The sequence below is a fragment of the Spirulina major PCC 6313 genome (genome assembly GCF_001890765.1).
GTDB classification, from domain to species: domain Bacteria; phylum Cyanobacteriota; class Cyanobacteriia; order Cyanobacteriales; family Spirulinaceae; genus Spirulina; species Spirulina major.
In genome coordinates, this window is sequence record NZ_KV878783.1 from 3,798,508 (window position 1) to 3,815,109 (window position 16,602).

Annotated in this window: 15 protein-coding genes and 1 pseudogene; 10 read left to right on the forward strand and 6 right to left on the reverse strand. The window is 52.6% G+C overall.

Annotated elements, in window-relative coordinates; all coding sequences use genetic code 11:
* The first annotated feature begins 13 nt into the window (after positions 1-13).
* The gene (holA, locus tag SPI6313_RS16835) at positions 14-1,027 is read left to right on the forward strand and encodes a DNA polymerase III subunit delta (protein ID WP_072622036.1); all 1,014 of its coding nucleotides are present in this window, start codon (positions 14-16) and stop codon (positions 1,025-1,027) included.
* Here holA and SPI6313_RS16840 read toward each other — a convergent pair whose 3' ends face one another.
* Entirely contained in the window at positions 1,028-1,981 is a 954-nt protein-coding gene (locus SPI6313_RS16840; RefSeq protein WP_072622037.1) for an Rpn family recombination-promoting nuclease/putative transposase, read from the reverse strand.
* A gap of 184 nt (positions 1,982-2,165) precedes the next feature.
* Here SPI6313_RS16840 and SPI6313_RS16845 point away from each other — a divergent pair, with 184 nt between their 5' ends.
* The 6 genes and pseudogenes from SPI6313_RS16845 to SPI6313_RS25185 form a co-directional block, all read left to right on the forward strand.
* Entirely contained in the window at positions 2,166-2,792 is a 627-nt protein-coding gene (locus SPI6313_RS16845) for a Uma2 family endonuclease (RefSeq protein ID WP_072622038.1), read from the forward strand.
* Positions 2,793-2,960: 168 nt separating this feature from the next.
* Entirely contained in the window at positions 2,961-4,334 is a 1,374-nt protein-coding gene (locus SPI6313_RS16850) for a hypothetical protein (protein WP_072622039.1), read from the forward strand.
* A 135-nt stretch (positions 4,335-4,469) separates the two neighbouring features.
* Positions 4,470-4,670, forward strand: coding sequence for a hypothetical protein (locus SPI6313_RS24085; protein WP_217650638.1), 201 nt, complete (start codon positions 4,470-4,472; stop codon positions 4,668-4,670).
* The gene (locus tag SPI6313_RS16860; RefSeq protein WP_072622041.1) at positions 4,624-5,067 is read left to right on the forward strand and encodes a hypothetical protein; all 444 of its coding nucleotides are present in this window, start codon (positions 4,624-4,626) and stop codon (positions 5,065-5,067) included. The genes SPI6313_RS24085 and SPI6313_RS16860 overlap by 47 nt, the downstream gene beginning before the upstream one ends.
* Before the next feature lie 119 nt (positions 5,068-5,186).
* Complete coding sequence (locus tag SPI6313_RS16865; RefSeq protein ID WP_072622042.1) at positions 5,187-5,426, forward strand: hypothetical protein; 240 nt, start codon at positions 5,187-5,189, stop codon at positions 5,424-5,426.
* Positions 5,427-5,699: 273 nt separating this feature from the next.
* Positions 5,700-6,275: pseudogene (locus SPI6313_RS25185) on the forward strand (amidohydrolase family protein); the annotation flags it as partial.
* A gap of 64 nt (positions 6,276-6,339) precedes the next feature.
* Here the strand turns inward: SPI6313_RS25185 and SPI6313_RS16880 are convergent.
* From SPI6313_RS16880 to SPI6313_RS23665, 4 genes are all read right to left on the reverse strand, one after another.
* A complete protein-coding gene (locus SPI6313_RS16880) occupies positions 6,340-7,917 on the reverse strand; it encodes a right-handed parallel beta-helix repeat-containing protein (RefSeq protein WP_072622044.1) in 1,578 nt (525 codons plus the stop codon).
* Positions 7,918-7,940: 23 nt separating this feature from the next.
* Positions 7,941-8,804, reverse strand: coding sequence for a Uma2 family endonuclease (locus tag SPI6313_RS16885; protein ID WP_072622045.1), 864 nt, complete (start codon positions 8,802-8,804; stop codon positions 7,941-7,943).
* Between the two features lie 167 nt (positions 8,805-8,971).
* Positions 8,972-10,978, reverse strand: coding sequence for a transketolase (gene tkt / locus SPI6313_RS16890; RefSeq protein WP_072622046.1), 2,007 nt, complete (start codon positions 10,976-10,978; stop codon positions 8,972-8,974).
* Between the two features lie 154 nt (positions 10,979-11,132).
* Complete coding sequence (locus tag SPI6313_RS23665) at positions 11,133-11,297, reverse strand: hypothetical protein (protein WP_175551171.1); 165 nt, start codon at positions 11,295-11,297, stop codon at positions 11,133-11,135.
* Between the two features lie 14 nt (positions 11,298-11,311).
* Between SPI6313_RS23665 and SPI6313_RS16895 the strand changes: the two genes are divergently transcribed.
* The 3 genes from SPI6313_RS16895 (at position 11,312) to SPI6313_RS16905 (ending at position 14,181) form a co-directional block, all read left to right on the forward strand.
* On the forward strand, positions 11,312-12,442 hold the full coding sequence (locus tag SPI6313_RS16895) for a DegT/DnrJ/EryC1/StrS family aminotransferase (protein ID WP_072622047.1): 1,131 nt from the start codon (positions 11,312-11,314) through the stop codon (positions 12,440-12,442).
* A gap of 66 nt (positions 12,443-12,508) precedes the next feature.
* Positions 12,509-13,456 (forward strand): cyanoexosortase B, encoded by a 948-nt coding sequence (gene crtB / locus SPI6313_RS16900; RefSeq protein WP_072622048.1) that lies wholly within the window; start codon positions 12,509-12,511, stop codon positions 13,454-13,456.
* Between the two features lie 17 nt (positions 13,457-13,473).
* Positions 13,474-14,181 carry a cyanoexosortase B system-associated protein gene (locus tag SPI6313_RS16905; RefSeq protein WP_217650640.1) on the forward strand — a complete coding sequence of 236 codons (708 nt, stop codon included), beginning with the start codon at positions 13,474-13,476 and terminating at the stop codon, positions 14,179-14,181.
* A gap of 253 nt (positions 14,182-14,434) precedes the next feature.
* Here SPI6313_RS16905 and SPI6313_RS16910 read toward each other — a convergent pair whose 3' ends face one another.
* The gene (locus tag SPI6313_RS16910; protein WP_072622050.1) at positions 14,435-16,453 is read right to left on the reverse strand and encodes an elongation factor G; all 2,019 of its coding nucleotides are present in this window, start codon (positions 16,451-16,453) and stop codon (positions 14,435-14,437) included.
* Positions 16,454-16,602 lie beyond the last annotated feature (149 nt).

Below are 16,602 nucleotides of genomic sequence, written 5' to 3' on the forward strand. Positions count from 1 at the left end.
TCTAGCCTGTGGTATGCCTATCTACTTGTTTTGGGGTGAAGATGATTTTGCGATGGGGAAAGCGATCGCCAAACTTCAAGATGCGGTGCTTGACCCCAATTGGCTCTCCTTCAACACCGACAAACTCACCGCCGACACCAGCGAAACAATCATCGACGGCCTCAACCAAGCGATGACCCCCCCCTTTGGCATGGGGGGCCGCTTCGTCTGGCTGGAAAATACCACCGTTTGTCAAACCTGCCCCGAAGCCCTCCTCAACGAACTCAAACGCACCCTGCCCGCCGTTCCCCCCACCTCCACCCTCCTCCTCACCAGCCGCAAAAAACCCGACGGTCGCGCCAAATCCACCAAACTTTTACAAAAACACGCCGAAATCCGCGAATTCGCCCTCATCCCCCCCTGGCGCACCGACGACCTAATCCGCAACGTGCAGCAGGTGGCGCGAGACATGAACCTCAAGCTCACCCCCCGCGCTGTGGAACTCCTGGCCGAATCCATCGGCAACAACACGCGCCAACTCTGGAGCGAATTGGAAAAGCTGCAACTCTTCGGCGGCAACACGAGCCAACCCATCGACGATCGCGCCGTCGCCCAACTGACGATCGCCAACACCCAAAACAGCCTCCAACTGGCCACCGCCATTCGGGATGGCAAAACCGATCAGGCCGTGGGGTTAGTGGCAGAGTTATTAAACCTCAATGAACCGCCCTTGCGCATTGTGGCGACGCTGATCGGGCAGTTCCGCACCTGGTTATTAATTCGGGTGATGATCGAAAGCGGCGAACGGGATGATAGTGCGATCGCAAAATTCGCCGAATTGGGCAATCCGAAACGCCTCTATTTTCTCCGCAAGGAATTGAATGCGATCGCCGCCCCCCAACTCCTCCAAACCCTCCCCATCCTCCGCGACCTGGAACTGGGTCTGAAACGCGGCGCAAATCCAGCGGAATTTCTGCCAATGAAGGTGGTGGAATTGTGTTTGGTCTGTCAACCTGCACCGCGCCACAGCCCAGCACGGCGGCGATAACTAAGCACGGGAGATGAGCCAGGTTTCGAGGTCTGCGATCGTTTGAAGATCAAAAATATCCTCACCCAAAGCGGCAATGTCTTCCGAGGTCAGGATGAAAACTTGCTGTTCAAGGGATTCAGGAATGATGCCAAACTTACGAGTCAGTTGACGCAGAATTAAAGCCTGTTGCCCTTCCTGTCGTCCCTCCTCACGACCTTCCTCACGCCCTTCCTCACGCCCTTCCTCACGCCCTTCTCGACGCACTGTATTCATCACATTATTCCAGTCGCGATAATATTTCAGGCTGTTTTCATAACGGCTTTGTTCTGAACGGGAGAGGTTCGCGAATTCTGCCGCTTCAAACAGTTGATTGAAAATGGGGTTGGCTTGGAGGAGATCGGGGCGATCGCTCAATTCCGATAAATGCCGCAGCACAAATAACCACTGATCGAGAGGCGTTTCTAATTCCTCCAACGGTTTGAAAAATTTCGGCAGTTCAATATAGATAAACTGTAATTTGTTGTGAAAGGGGCGGCAATGCTGATCTTTGAGGGTAATGATGTGAATCAGTTCCTCATCATCTTGGTGTTCATCAAAGACAAAATCGAGAATACCCACCGTGTAGACCGGACATAACTGATAATTCCAGTACCCTTTTTCCGCTTGCTCTTGAATCGGGAATGATGCGTAGTAAATACTGCGATCTTTAAAATAATCTTGCTTGACCTTTTGGATTTCAACAATAAAGCGTTGACCATCGCTGGCTTGACAATAAATATCAAAAATGGCCTTGCGGTCTACGGGCGTATTTCCCAGGTTTTCGGTGTTTTTATAGGTGAGGTCTTGAATTTGGTGGTGGGGCGGCAGCAGGGTATTGAGGAAGTCAATCACGATCGCTTTATTCGCTTCTGTGCCAAAGATGCGTTTAAAGCCAAAGTCGGTGAGGGGGTTGATGTAGCGGGGATAAGCCATGACAGGTTAAGAGCGCTCTAGTGATTAGTGTAGCTGTGATGGGCGCAACGGTTGCGCCTTCTGGATGAGCAGGGGTGCGATCGCGCCCCTCTCGCTATATTGCAAACATCGTTAATACCTGCGCTCTCGCGATGCAAATCGGGTTTGGTAGAATTTAATGCAGAGCTAAACCGGAGTTGCGCCCATGACCCTTGCCCTTGATCAACTATCCTCTAATCCTTTGATTTCTTGGGATACGTTTTGGGCTGAGTATGGAGAAGATAGCCGCTACGAATTGATTGATGGAGAGGTGTTTGATTTGGAGCCAACGGGTCAGCATGAACAGGTGGTCGCGTTGATCGCCGCGAAACTTTGTGTCCAAATTGAGCAATTGGGTTTGCCGTGGTTTGTGTTGCAGCAGGGGATTTTGTGGCCGATGGAGCAGGGCATGACGGCGTTTCGGCCCGATGTGGCCGTAGTGGATCGGCGGGAATTGGGAAATGAGCCTTTTTGGGCGAGTCAATCGTTGTTAATGTTGGGGTCTTCGTTGCCCTGGGTTGCGGAAGTTGTGAGCAGCAATTGGCAGAATGATTATGCACGGAAGCTGGAAGATTATGCCACGTTGGGGATTCCTGAATATTGGATTGTGGACTATGCGGGTTTGGGGGGAACGCGGCACATTGGCCGGCCAAAACAGCCTACATTATCTGTCTGTCATTTAGTGGAAGGAGATTATGAAATTGAGCAATTTCGGGGCAATGATCGGGTGATTTCGCCCACATTTCCAGGTTTAGCAGTGACGGCGGCTGAGGTGTTGGGAGCGAGGGTTTAGCCTAGAAAAGTTACCGGGCGTGAATGTGAATTAGTCAAGATGGTGCGTCAGTCGTTAAGCTGCTCTTTTCATCATGATGTCATCCCTCTGACGCACCCTACGTTTCCTGTAAACTTGGGTTAGAATTGAACGGGTTACAGTTCACCCCTCATTCGGAGAAGTCTACTGATGGAAAAGTTAATCTTTTTTATCCATGGTGTCGCAGTTCGCAATTCAAATTATGCCGAACCACTGCCTACGCTCATTAAGAATGCTCTCAATGAGCGCAATAAAGAATTACCCTACATATACAAAGGCTTTTGGGGTAATTACTCTAGTGAAATGGATGAATTTTGGACATTGATTGATAGGGATTTTACAAAAAAAACACAACAAAATCTTGGCTTTGATCCAGTGAAGTATCAGAAAGCAAGGCGAGGTTTACAGTCTAGATTTGTTGGCGATATTTTTAGCTACCTCAACACAGATATTGGTCAACAAATTCGCAGAGCAATTTATAGCCAACTTAATCAAATTCTAAATACTCATGTCAATATACGTGAGATCTACTTTGTGACTCACTCCTTCGGCACGGTTATTCTTTGGGATATTTTATTTTCAAAACGTTTTTCATCTAGTGATCCTGCATCAGATATACAAGCACTTTTAAGGAATCGAATTTCTTTACAAGGAATTGTGACAATGGGATCGCCTATCGCCATGATCAATATGGCATTAGGAACAACTCCATCAAATATTCAGGACAGTTTGCGTTATTATTCTACTAGGACTGGTAAACCACTCTGTTGGTTAAATTTTATTGATATATCTGACAGAATTGCCTATCCAGTCTGCCCTTTATTTCAACAAGTTGATCATACGCTAATCACAGTTGAAGATATTTTTGATGGCAAGGAAAACTATCTGGAAAAGGTTGCTAATAAAGTCGATAACACCGTGCAGTTTTTGATTCAAAAAAATGCTGACTTACAGGAAGCAATTGCTATGCTTTCTGACATTTTTGATATGCCTACTACTCGTCCGAACTACTTTGAAAAGTCTATCATTATACGAGAGGGAATTAATGTATTGCCTGGTATTATTAGTACACCTACTGCACATTCCAGCTATTTTAAGGATTCCACCATCGCACATCGGATCGCAACAATGATCTATCCACAGAATACCGGGAGTTGCTCACAAAATACAAGAAAAATAGCCCAAGATACTTTAGAGAAAGTCATAGCCCAAGATACTTTAGAGAAAGTCATTTTTCATCTAAATCGAGTTCCAGGCATGACCAGGGTTAACAGTGAATTTCAACAAAAAGCATCACAAAAGCTAAACTTCACTGATGAGGTTGTAAATCAATTCAACATCAGAGACAATTCAAGAAATACTTGTGGTTTTTTAGTTCTTACTCGCAATATTATCCAAGTTCATCATGTTGCTGTTTTTGATTATAGCCAAGCCATTCAATTCTTCGGCTATGTTGGATTGATTCATGGTGAAGGCTTGTGTAATGCAGTTAGGAGCATTCAAGCCAAGTTCGACATCAGATAAGTTATTACAACGTCCTAGACTTCCACCGCACCGCGATCGCCGCCGGCCTCCTCGACACCCGTCTGCAAACCGATGCGATCGGCGGGGTCATTCGCTCCCGGCTTTAGTTTTTTCTATCCATTCCACCCAATCACCATGAACCCAAACCGTCAAATCATCCCCACCGTCCGAATCACCTCGATGCGCGATTCACAACCATCCGCACAACGAAAGCACGACCCCCAAACCCCCCTCGAACGCCTCGCCACCCTCGAACAAATCCGCCGCGAATACCACCAATGGAAATACCATGCTGAACCTAGACTTCAAAGAGTTTATTCAATCACTCAACGCTAACGCCGTTCGCTATCTTGTCATTGGTGGCTATGCTGTTGCGTATCATGGTCATGCCCGCTATACCAAAGACATCGATATTTGGGTCGATATGAGCCAAGATAATGCAGAGCGGATGATTCAAGCTTTGACAGACTTTGGTTTTGGCTCTCTTGGTTTAGAAGCACAAGATTTCACCGTTCCTGATCGCGTTGTTCAATTGGGTTATCCACCCAGTCGGATCGATATTATTACAACCCCAGACGGTATCGACTTTGAGGCCTGTTACAGTCAACGCATCATGGTAGACATTGCCGATACAACTGTGAACTTTATCGATCTTGAGAACCTTCGGAAAAATAAAAAAGCCTCTGGACGTTTACAGGATTTGGCAGATCTCGAAGCCTTATCCGATGACTAAATTCACCCTCGCTGCCGGACTTCCCGACACCCGCCTCCGCTCCCACCCCCTCAGCGACGCGATCCGCTCCCGGCTTTAGGCTCAGACAGCCTGTTTTTTGACCCCTTCACTTAGCTGCCATGAATCCCATTATCCTCACCACCCACATCGGCCCCAACGGGCGACTATACATCGACCTCCCCACCGATTTTCAAAACACAGACGTTGAAATTGCGCTCACCTTTCAGGCCATCCCCCCCGCTAACACCTGGCAAGACAACTTTTTCACAGAAGTCATCGGGGGTTGGGCAGGAGAACCCCTACAACGCCCCAACCCCCTCCCAGACGAACAACGCCACCCCCTCACCTTCGGCGAATGACTTACGAGATTAGTTCATGAGTGGGCTTTAGCCTACTTTCGCTATGAGCCAGGGATTTGAATCCCTGGCGGGGTCGGTATCATATTCCCAGACACCCACCTGCAAACCGATGCGATCGGCGGGGTCATTCGCTCCTGGCTTTAGGCTCAGACAGCCTGTTTTTTGAACCCCTGAACATTAGCTGCTATAAACACCATCATCCTCACCACCCACATCGCACCCTATGCCGAGATCATCGCCCAGTTTCCCGACCTCCCGATCACCGACTACCGCAACCATCTGATCGTCCCCGGACTGATCGATACCCACATTCATTTCCCCAAATGGAAATGATCGCCGCCTACGGTGAACAACTCCTCACCTGGCTCAACACCTACACCTTCCCCACCGAAGCCCAGTTCCAAGACCCCGCCTACGCCGCCACCGTCGCCGATCGCTTCATCACCAAACTGCTACGCAACGGCACCACCACCGCCCTCGTTTTCGCCACCGTCCACCCGGAATCCGTCGAGGCGTTTTTCACTACCGCCCAAGCCCGCCGCCTCCGGATGATCTCCGACAACGTCCTGATGGATCGCCATGCCCCGGACAATTTGCGCGACACCCCAGCCCAGTCCTACCACGACAGCAAAGCCCTGATCGAAAAATGGTATGGGTGCGATCGCCTCCTCTACGCCGTCACCCCCCCGCTTCGCCGCCACCTCCTCCCCGGAACAGTTGCAGGTCGCCCGCCAACTCCTCGCCGAATTTCCCGAAGTCTACCTCCATACCCACCTCGCCGAAAACACAGACGAAGTAGCCTGGGTGCAAGACCTCTTCCCCGATCATGATGGCTATTTAGATGTGTACGATCGCGCCATCCACGCCACCCACATTTTGGGCGATCGGGCTCCCCTGAGGGAATAACCCCCCCTTATTCCATCTCATTGCGCCACTCTACTGCACTGAATTGCTGCCAATTCCGACGGGGTGGGAAATGAGTTGCCCACCAAAATATCGGTAAATTTGTCATCGCAACGGCTCCAAACATCGGGTCAGCATTGGGGCGTTGATCCGGTGCAGCAAGAGATTCCGAGAGAATGCGGAAATCACTAATATCAGAATCAAAAAATGGAGGTTCAGTAAAGACAATTCCTTCCCCATCTATTGCATGGACATTTTCTTCAGTCCAGTCTAAATAGGTGGGACTATCATACTGAATGGGTCGGTGAAATGCATTGTTTTGAATGGTGATTTCTTGTAATTTTGTGCCATCACTTAAATAGTCATCACTGTACCCAATGTCAAAATACTTATTCACTGAAAAAATATTGTTTCTGACCACAACATTTTGTATGTTGGTGCTGTAAAAATAAATTCCACCTGTAACCCAATAGGGCAACTCACTTTCACCCTGACCATAGCCATTATGATGGATGGTATTATGTTCAATTAAAATATCTTTGCGCAGATTATCATCATGCCACCGCCCAAAAATGATACCCGACCCTAAATTATCTGTAATGATATTATGGTGCAGATAAATCCCTTCCATTAGGGGCCCGCCCTCGGCGGCCAAGGCAACCCCAACCTTACAAGATTTAATAAAGTTAAACGCAATCTCTAGATCACCCAGTCGTTCAAAATAACAATCAACATAAATTCCTTGGCTTCCACCGTTATGGAGATAGTTATGGTGAACATAGCCATGGCGAGAACTATCTTTGCAGTCAATGAGTTCTTTGTCACAATGACTAATTTCATTGTATGCGAGTTCAAAATAGTCCACCGCACCCACACTTAAGGCTTCATGCGCACCTTTACGCCGTCGCTCTTCATTGGGTTGTAGCCATTGCAATTCTGGGTTATTAGCCCCAACAATTGTGTTACCAATGGCCCGTAAGTGGTGACAGCGTTCCGATTCCAGCACGGGAAAACCTGCCCCGAATAAAATACCGCAGGAAAATGTATCCTGCGTTGTATTCCCAAAAACATCAATGTGATGACTGCGACGGACTGCAATGCCGGCACTGTGCGATCGCACCACGGTTAACCCCATCACACGAACATGATGTTGTTGGTCAATTAAGATCGCACCTTGTTCGGGCGGATAGGGGCGATCGCCCACGCCCCACGGCCCGACTTCGACTGCATCTGCATTAATAATGGGGGTTTCACCGGGATAGTTTTGAATGGTGATCCATGCGCCATCCGTGCCGGAGGATTGCCATTCAATTGGGGTTGTGATTTCATAGACTCCATCGCGAAGGAAGAGAGCATCACCAGGTTTTAAACGTTGGCTGGCATGGTCCAAGCTTGCCCAAGGTCGGTTGATCGTGCCGGAGTTGCGATCGCTCCCGTCAGGCGCAATAAAAAATTGAGTGGGTCGGCGAAATAAGCCTTGGGCTTGGGTCGATTGGGGTAAAAGTTGGGATGCGATCGCGGTTCCGCCTGCCCCTAACAGTCCGGCAAGAAAAGTCCGTCGTTGCAGCCATCGGAGAGATTGTTTCATGAATGAGTATGATGATAAAAATGCTAAAGAATACTATCAGGATCAACGCCGAGTTCTTTGAGTTTAGCGATGAGTTTTTGATTTCGAGTTTGCTCTTGTTCAGCACGTTGGCGCTCCTGTTCAGCGCGTTGGCACTCCTGTTCAGCCCGCTGGTGTTCCTGTTCAGCCCGCTGGCGTTCCTGTTCAGCCCGCTGGCGTTCCTGTTCAGCCCGCTGGCGTTCCTGTTCAGCCCGCTGGCGTTCCTGTTCAGCGCGTTCTTCACCATTGAGGAGCAAATGACCTGCTGCATCCCACCAGCGCAGCCAGGGTAAATCCATGCCTTGATAGACCCCCGGCCAGATGCCCAACTCTACCCCTAACTCTTCAATGGGAAAATGACCGCGCTCATTAGCCGAGAGCAGATGATATTTGTTTTTCTGCAAGACGTAGACTTCAACGCTGGCTTTTTTGACTTCATAAATGGCGTAGTAGGCCGGACGAATCGCCGTTTCATAGACCCAAAATTTACCCGTCCAAGGGGTGCGGTCGCGCTCCTCCGCTCCCGTCCCGGATACAAATTCGATCACAATTTGCGGGGGAATAATTTCCTGCCAGAGGACATAGGAACGGCGGGCTTGTCCATCTAAGGCGGGTGGCACATTGCCCACATAAAACCAGTCCGGTGCTTCTGCACCACGTTGGGGCGGATCGGTGAGCCGCCAATAGATGCCGCTGTCTTGACCAATGCAAAATTGGCCATCGGGATGCACCCGATTTAAGACAGGGTAAATGGAGTCGGTGAGGAGCAGACTTTGGGGATGTTCCTGAAAATTTTTCACGAACGTACCATCCTCGCAGGGCAGTTGATTGTGATCCGGTAACGGAGTAAACGCATCGATCGCAGTCATGGGTCGGCGTTGAATCGGGTTGAATAGACCCATCATAACGTGAGCCTAAACATCATCAAGGGTCATGCTTTGGAGCAGCGATGTTGATCAAAAAAGGGCGGATTCAGGAGAATCCACCCTCTTGATTTATGGGCAGTTAGTGACTAACTGCGATTGGTAATGAGCAATTAACCAAGGACGGCTTTCGCTTTTGCCACCACGTTTTCAACGGTGAAGCCGTATTCTTGCATGATTTTGCCGCCGGGAGCCGATGCACCGAAACCATCGGTACCGATGGAGTCACCGGCAGAACCGACGTACCGGGCCCAGCCGAAGGTTGTGCCTGCTTCCACAGACAGGCGCTTGGTGACGACACTGGGGAGGACGGATTCTTTGTACTCGGCGCTTTGTTCTTCAAAGAGCGTCCAGCAGGGCATCGAGACGACGCGGACTTTCGTGCCTTCGCTGGTGAGTTTTTCAGCGGCTTCCACACAGAGGCTCACTTCAGACCCCGTTCCGAGGAGGAGGAGATCCGGCGTACCGTCGCAGTCCACCACGATGTAGGCTCCTTTGGCCACAGCATCAACGCTGGTGCCGGGGAGGTTGGGAACCCCTTGGCGGGTGAAGGCGAGGGCGCTGGGGCGCTTGCGGTTTTGGACAGCCACTTTGTACGCACCAGAGCATTCTTTGCCGTCGGCGGGACGGAAGGTGAGCAGGTTGGGAATGATGCGCAGGGATGCGATCGTTTCCACGGGTTGGTGGGTGGGGCCGTCTTCACCGAGGGCGATGGAATCATGGGTGAGGACGTAGATCACGCCAGCTTCAGAGAGAGCCGAGAGGCGCATCGCACCGCGCATATAGTCAGCGAAGACCAAGAAGGTGGCGCAGTAGGGGATCAGCCCAGAATTATGGAGGGCGATGCCGTTACAGATGGCAGCCATGCCGTGCTCGCGTACCCCGAAGCGGAGGTTGCGGTTTTCGTAGCCACCTTTTTGGAAGTCGCCGGAGCACTTCAACTCGGTGAGGTTGGAGTGGGTCAAGTCCGCCGAACCGCCGATCAGTTCGGGGAGGTTGGGGGCGAGGGCGTTGAGGCAGGTTTCGGAATGTTTCCGGGTGGCGAGGGCTTTGTCTTCGGGGCTGGGGGCGGGGAGGTCTTTGTCCCACCCTTCGGGGAGTTGACCGCTGATCATCCGTTCAAATTCGGCGGCTTCGGCGGCGTATTTGGTTTTGTATTGCGCGAAGGTGGCTTCCCAGGCGGCTTGGTCGCTGGCACCGCGATCCACGGCTTTGCGGAAGTGGGCGATCGCATCTTCGGGCACTTCAAATTCGCCGTAACTCCAACCGAGGTTTTCGCGGGTGAGTTTGACTTCGTCGGGGCCCAGGGCAGCACCGTGAACGCCGGCGGTGTCGGCTTTGTTGGGGGAACCAAAGCCGATGGTGGTGGTGACTTTGATCAGGGTGGGTTTGTCGGTGACGGATTTGGCGGTTTCGATCGCTTTAGCGATCGCATCTAAATCCGTATTGCCATTTTCCACATGGATCGTATGCCAGCCGTAGGCTTCAAAGCGAGCGCAGACATCTTCCGTGAAAGAAATATCCGTGGAACCATCAATGGAAATATGATTGTCATCGTAGAAGGCGATCAGCTTACCCAAGCCCCAGTGACCAGCGAGGGAACAGGCTTCCCCGGATACCCCTTCCATGTTGCACCCATCCCCCAAAATCGCGTAGGTGTAGTGGTCTACGATCGTGGCATCGGGCTTGTTGAATTTCGCAGCGAGGTGGGCTTCAGCAGCGGCCAAACCAACAGCGTTACAAATCCCTTGGCCGAGGGGGCCGGTGGTGACTTCTACGCCTTTGGTTTCAAAGTTTTCCGGGTGACCGGGGGTTTTTGATCCCCATTGGCGGAATTGTTTGATGTCGTCGATGGTGACGCTGTCGTAGCCGGTGAGGTGGAGCATGGCGTATTGCAACATGCAGCCGTGACCGGCGGATAATACGAAGCGATCGCGGTTAAACCACTGGGGATTTTTCGGGTTATAGCGCATAAAGCGATCCCACAGCACAAACGCCATCGGTGCTGCACCCATGGGCAGTCCGGGGTGTCCGGAATTCGCTTTTTGGACCGCATCAATCGCTAAAAAGCGAATCGAATTAATGCAAAGTTCTTCAAGAGATTGACTAGCAACAACCATATTGTCTAATGATAGGATGTGAGTAAAACGACGGCCTGCCAGGCCAGCATCGGGCTTGAGCAGTTGGGACGGGATCGCCTCAATGCCAAGTCTTATCATCCCATCTAGGGATCGCTCTCGCAAGGGTTTATTTAGAATCCGCTGAGGTGGGGGATCACTGTGGCGGGGCGGCTTGCAACAGTTCATCCAGGGTCACGAATGCCCCGATTAGCCTGAGACGAAACTGGCGGCGATCGGAGGGTTGGGCTGAATATTTGGCGATCGCCACAGAATCACAGTACAACGGAGGAACGAGTGCTTCATGTTCTGTGCATTTCATTACCGACCCCCTCTATGTCTTCTATTCCGTTTGTGGATCTTTCGTTTCAGCATCAACCCCTTGAGGCTGAATTTGAGCAATGTTTTAAAACGGTGATGGCGCAAGGAACCTTCATCTTGAAGGCGGATTTAGCGGCCTTTGAAATGGCTTTCGCCACGGCATCGGGGTCAGTCCATGGGGTGGGGGTTGCGTCAGGAACAGATGCGATCGCCCTCGGCCTGCGAGCCTGTGGCATCGGCCCAGGGGATGAAGTCCTCGCCCCCGCCAACACCTTCATCGCCACCCTGATCGGCATTCTCCGCACCGGAGCCACCCCCGTTTTAGTGGACTGCGACCCAGACACCGCTTTGATCGATCTTGATGCAGCCGCTGCGGCCATCACCCCCCGCACAGCGGCGATCGTCCCGGTGCATCTCTATGGCCAAATGGTCGATCCGGATGCCCTTTGCACCTTGGCCACCGCCCATCATCTCCTGTTATTTGAAGACGCAGCCCAAGCCCACCTCGCCCAGCGGGGAGGACGCACCGCCGGGAGCCTAGGCACAGCCGCCGCCTATAGTTTTTATCCCAGTAAGAACCTGGGGTGTTTTGGGGATGGGGGGATGGTGATCACCGCCGATGATGCGATCGCTCGCACCGTCCGCACCTATCGCAACTATGGCGCAGCGGAAAAATACGTCCACAGCGATTGGGGCACCAATAGCCGCCTTGATAATCTCCAAGCCGCCATCTTAAATCAGAAACTCCCCCACCTCAAAGACTGGAACGCCGTCCGCAACAAAATCGCCCAACAATACGACCACGGCCTTGCCCCCCTGGCTGCCCACGGCATTCGCCCCCTCGTCAACGCCAGCGGAGCCGGACATATTTATCACCTCTACGTGATCCGTGTTGATGCAACCGCACGGGTGAATCGGGATCAATTGCGCGATCGCCTCACCGCCCAAGGCATCCAAACCGGCATCCATTACCCCATCCCCTGCCACCTCCAACCCGCTTACCATCCCCTCGGCTACCAAGCCGGAAACTTCCCCCACGCCGAACACCTCGCCCAATCCATCCTCTCCCTACCCATGTATCCCGGCCTCACTCCTGCTCAAATCCAAACCGTGATCACGGCCATTCAAACAGCCGTCACCGCTTGATCGCAGCCCAGCCCGCCACGAGTCTCCCGTGCCCCACCTCTTGATTCTGTCCCTCCATTTGACCCTATGACTGACACCCTCACCCCCAACCCCCATCGCCTCCAGCGCCATTGGTTTTATGGTCTCCTCTTGGCGTTGCTCGCCGCCCTCTATACGCCGCTGCTGTGGCATTGGATCGATGGCTGGCTCAACAAAAGCATCAGCATCGAGCATGAATATTTCAGCCATGCCTTAATCGGCTTACCCTATGCCGCTTATCTCACCTGGGACTATCGGAAAAAATGGCACGCGCTGCCCGCCGTGACCCACCCGGCTGGGTTGGGCCTGTTGGGGTTGGGGGCGTTGCTCTATCTGTTCGGTACAGGGGAAATGATTGGCTGGTCATTGCCCATCGTGTTAACCGGCCTGTGTTTAAGTTTGAAAGGCGTGCCGGGTCTGAAATTGCAAGCCTTTCCGCTCCTCTTCGTTTGGTTCGCCACCCCCAATGCGATTCCCTATCTCCTCTCGTCCTCGACACTCCCTCTCCAAACCCTGATCGCGGGAACGGCTGGGTTTATTTTGCAAGTGTTGGGGGTTCCGGATGTGTCGGTGTCAGGGATTTACATCACCGTGCAAGATCATTTGGTGGAAGTGGCTCCCTATTGCGCCGGTTTAAAAATGCTGTTTACGAGTCTCTATATTGGCGGGATTTTGTTGCATTGGACGGGAACCTGGCGATCGCGCCCCAAAGTTCTCAGTTTCTTCGCCGGAACCATTGTGATCAGCGTCCTGATTAATATTTTGCGCAACACCATCCTCACCTACCTCTACGGCATGGGCCATTACAACGCCTTCGACTGGACACACGAAGGCCTCGGTGGTGACTTAATCTCTCTGGTCATGCTGCTTTTGGTGATCGTGTGGCTCGATGGCATTGAACGGATCACGAACTATTATCAGCAGGGCAATGGGGGCGGCATCATTAACTACGGGGGCCTGTTGCCGGGTCAATCCGATCGATCGGGACGGTCCTAATGGCAAAACTCAAGCCCGTGAAACAATCCCCCCAGTCCCCCCCTCGATCCCGTGGGGTGATTACTGGGGTATTGCTGGTGATGTTCCTGGCTGGGTTCATCCTCAGCAGCACCGGCCAACGGTTCTGGCAGGAACTCCCACCCGTGCCCAATCTGGGAGCGTTGCGAGAACTCCGCAATACTGGCCTTGCGGTATCAGGGTGGACGAGTCCGGATCAAGCGAAGCTGCGGGTGGGCAGCCATGATTGGTCTGTGCAAACCCTCGAAGTGCCTGGGCAGCGGGTGGGGCTGTTAATGTTGTTTCCCCAAACGGGGCCGAAGGAAACGCCGGGGGTGGAATGGTCGGATGTGGATGGGTTTTATCAGTGGCAACCGGACAAGGTGCGATCGCTCACCTTCCACACCGAAGACCCCGCCGCCACCGTCCATGCCCGCATCTTCATCGCCCGCGACTCCGAAAAGACTCGCATTGTCTCCTCACGGCAAACCGTAGCTGTCGCCCAATGGTATGCCTTTGCCGACGGGGGGCATTTTTCCACAGCCCAGTGGTTTTGGCGCGATCAATGGGCCCAGTTACGGCATCAGCGCGTGCCCTGGATCGCCGTCAGCCTCCGCCTTCCCGTTGATCCGAGTAGCACCCTTGAAGATGTCACGCCCCAGGTAACTGAACTCTCTCAAGCAATTCAAACCAGCCTGATGACCCTGATGAACCAACCGACGGGTTAAATCGGGGCCAGGGATGATGCGAGGCCCCGCCTTAACCCACCTGGGGGATTAGACACAAAAAAGAGACGTGGGGAAATACGTCTCTTTTTTACATTCTCGTAATGAATAAGATTCATTAAGGGAAGGAATTGCTTTAACCCTAACAAGTCTTACAGCTCGTTGCCAACCTTTCGTGAGATTTTCAGTATTTTTGCGCCTAGGGTTTGCACGGAAGCCGAGAAATCACGGATGGATTTCCCGGCTGAGGTGAGGATTAGGCCTCGTTTGCCTTGGCGAGGACGGCATCGCGTACTTTATCGGGGACTTCTTGGAGATGATCCGGTTCCCAATGGAAAAAGCCCACGCCGAGGGTGAGCGATCGCAACTCCACAATAAAGTCCTGCATCTCCGCCTGGGGTAGGTATGCCGTCACATTGTCCCAATTTTGCCAGCCGTCGAGGGCTTCATAGCCGAGGATCTGGCCCCGTCGCCCACTCACCAACTGCAACACCTTCGCGGTGAACCCATTGGGAGCCGCCACCTGAATCGTCAGCACTGGCTCCAACAGCACCGGGCTACAGTTTGGCATTCCCTCCGTCATCGCAATCCGCGCCGCCTGCCGGAACGCCTGCTCTGAACTGTCCACACTGTGGTACGACCCATTACTCAAATTCACCGCCACATCCACCACGGGGAAACCCAACGGCCCTTGGTTCAGGTACTCCCGTACCCCCACTTCCACCCCCGGAATATACTGTTTCGGCACAACGCCCCCCACAATCGAATCCGTAAATTGGAAGCCTGCGCCCCGTTGCTGGGGTTGAATGTCGAGGAACACATCCCCAAACGCGCCATGGCCGCCGCTTTGGTGCTTGTAGCGACCGTGGCTGGTGGTGGCTTTGCGGATCGTTTCTTTGTAGGGGATTTGGGGGAGTTGGGTGGTCATCGGCAGGTTGAACTGACGTTTGAGGCGATCGAGGGCTACCTGAAGATGAATTTCACCTTGACCCCAGAGGATGATTTCGCGGGTATCACCGTGCTGTTCCCAATGGAGGGAGGGGTCAATTTCGATCAATTTATTGAGCGCACCGCTGAGTTTTACCTCATCTTTGCGGTGTTCGGGCATGATCGCGAGGGCATAGACCGGGGCGATCGCTGTCGCCGTCGGTAACGCTTGCGCCGCACCACTGCTTAACGTGTCGCCGGTTTGGGCCGTTTCCAACCGCCCCAACGCCACCAATTCCCCCACATGGGCCGCATTCACCGGGTTTTGCTGACTGCCCATCAGGTGATAGATGCCGCCGACGCGCTCACCATTCAGGGTCATGCCGTCGGTGATCGTCCCCTGCCAAATCCGCACCAGGGAGAGTTTGCCGCTGTTGCCGTAGTAGGTTTTCAGGACTTGGGCGATCGCCTCCCCATCCCCCGTCGTTTCCAAGCCGCGCCGCTGGGCCGTCACCGTCGGATCAGGGGTTTCCCGCACCAGGGCATCCAACAAGGGCCGCACCCCATAGTCCTGTTCCGCAATCCCTAAAAACACCGGCACAATCAAATCCGCACTCAAATCTTGCTTCAGATCTCGCAAAATTTCATCCTTCGAGGGCGGGATATCTTCGAGCAATTCTTCGAGGAGATGATCGTCAAATTCCGACAGGGTTTCGAGCATTTCCTCACGAGCCGCCCGCTCTTCGGCTTGCAGTTCCGCCGGCAGTGGAACCGGATCAGCCGCCTGCCCCAGATGGTAGTGATAGGCCTGTTCGTCGATCAGGTCAATATAGCCGATTAAATCCAGGTTCTTCCGAATTGGGTATTGTTGCGGCACCAGGGGCCGACTGGAGACCGACTTCAACGCCTGGAACAGATCCATCACACTATCCCGGCAGCGATCGAGCTTATTAATAAACACCAGATGGGGAATTTCCCAATCATCTAAAAATTTGAACAGTGGCGCAAGGGTGAGCACCTTGGCCACATCCGCTTCACAGACCACGATCGCAGACCCTGCCCCCACCAGCGCATTGTAGGTATCTTGGGCAAATTCAATCGAGCCTGGACAGTCTAAAAAATTCAATTCCGTCTCGCCGTCGGTGGTCCTCGCCACCGATACCTCAACGCTCATGCTCCGGGCTTGGGCTTCGGGGGTGCTGTCGCTAATGGTGTTGCCGTCTTTAATGCTACCTTTGCGGGCGATCGCACCACTGACCGCCAAAATACTTTCAAGTAATGTCGTTTTACCACTGGAATAGGGGCCAACAATGGCCACATTACGCATCCGGTCAAGATTTCTAGTCATAGGAATACCCTTGGATGAAACGAGGGTTGAGGATGAATTAGACCACTGAGAATCAACCATTTATCTCCCCAGAACACCGTTCCTAGAGAGTGAATCACCCAGTCTGCAAACCCTAAAAACACTGATGACGAGGCTTAATCCATGACGGT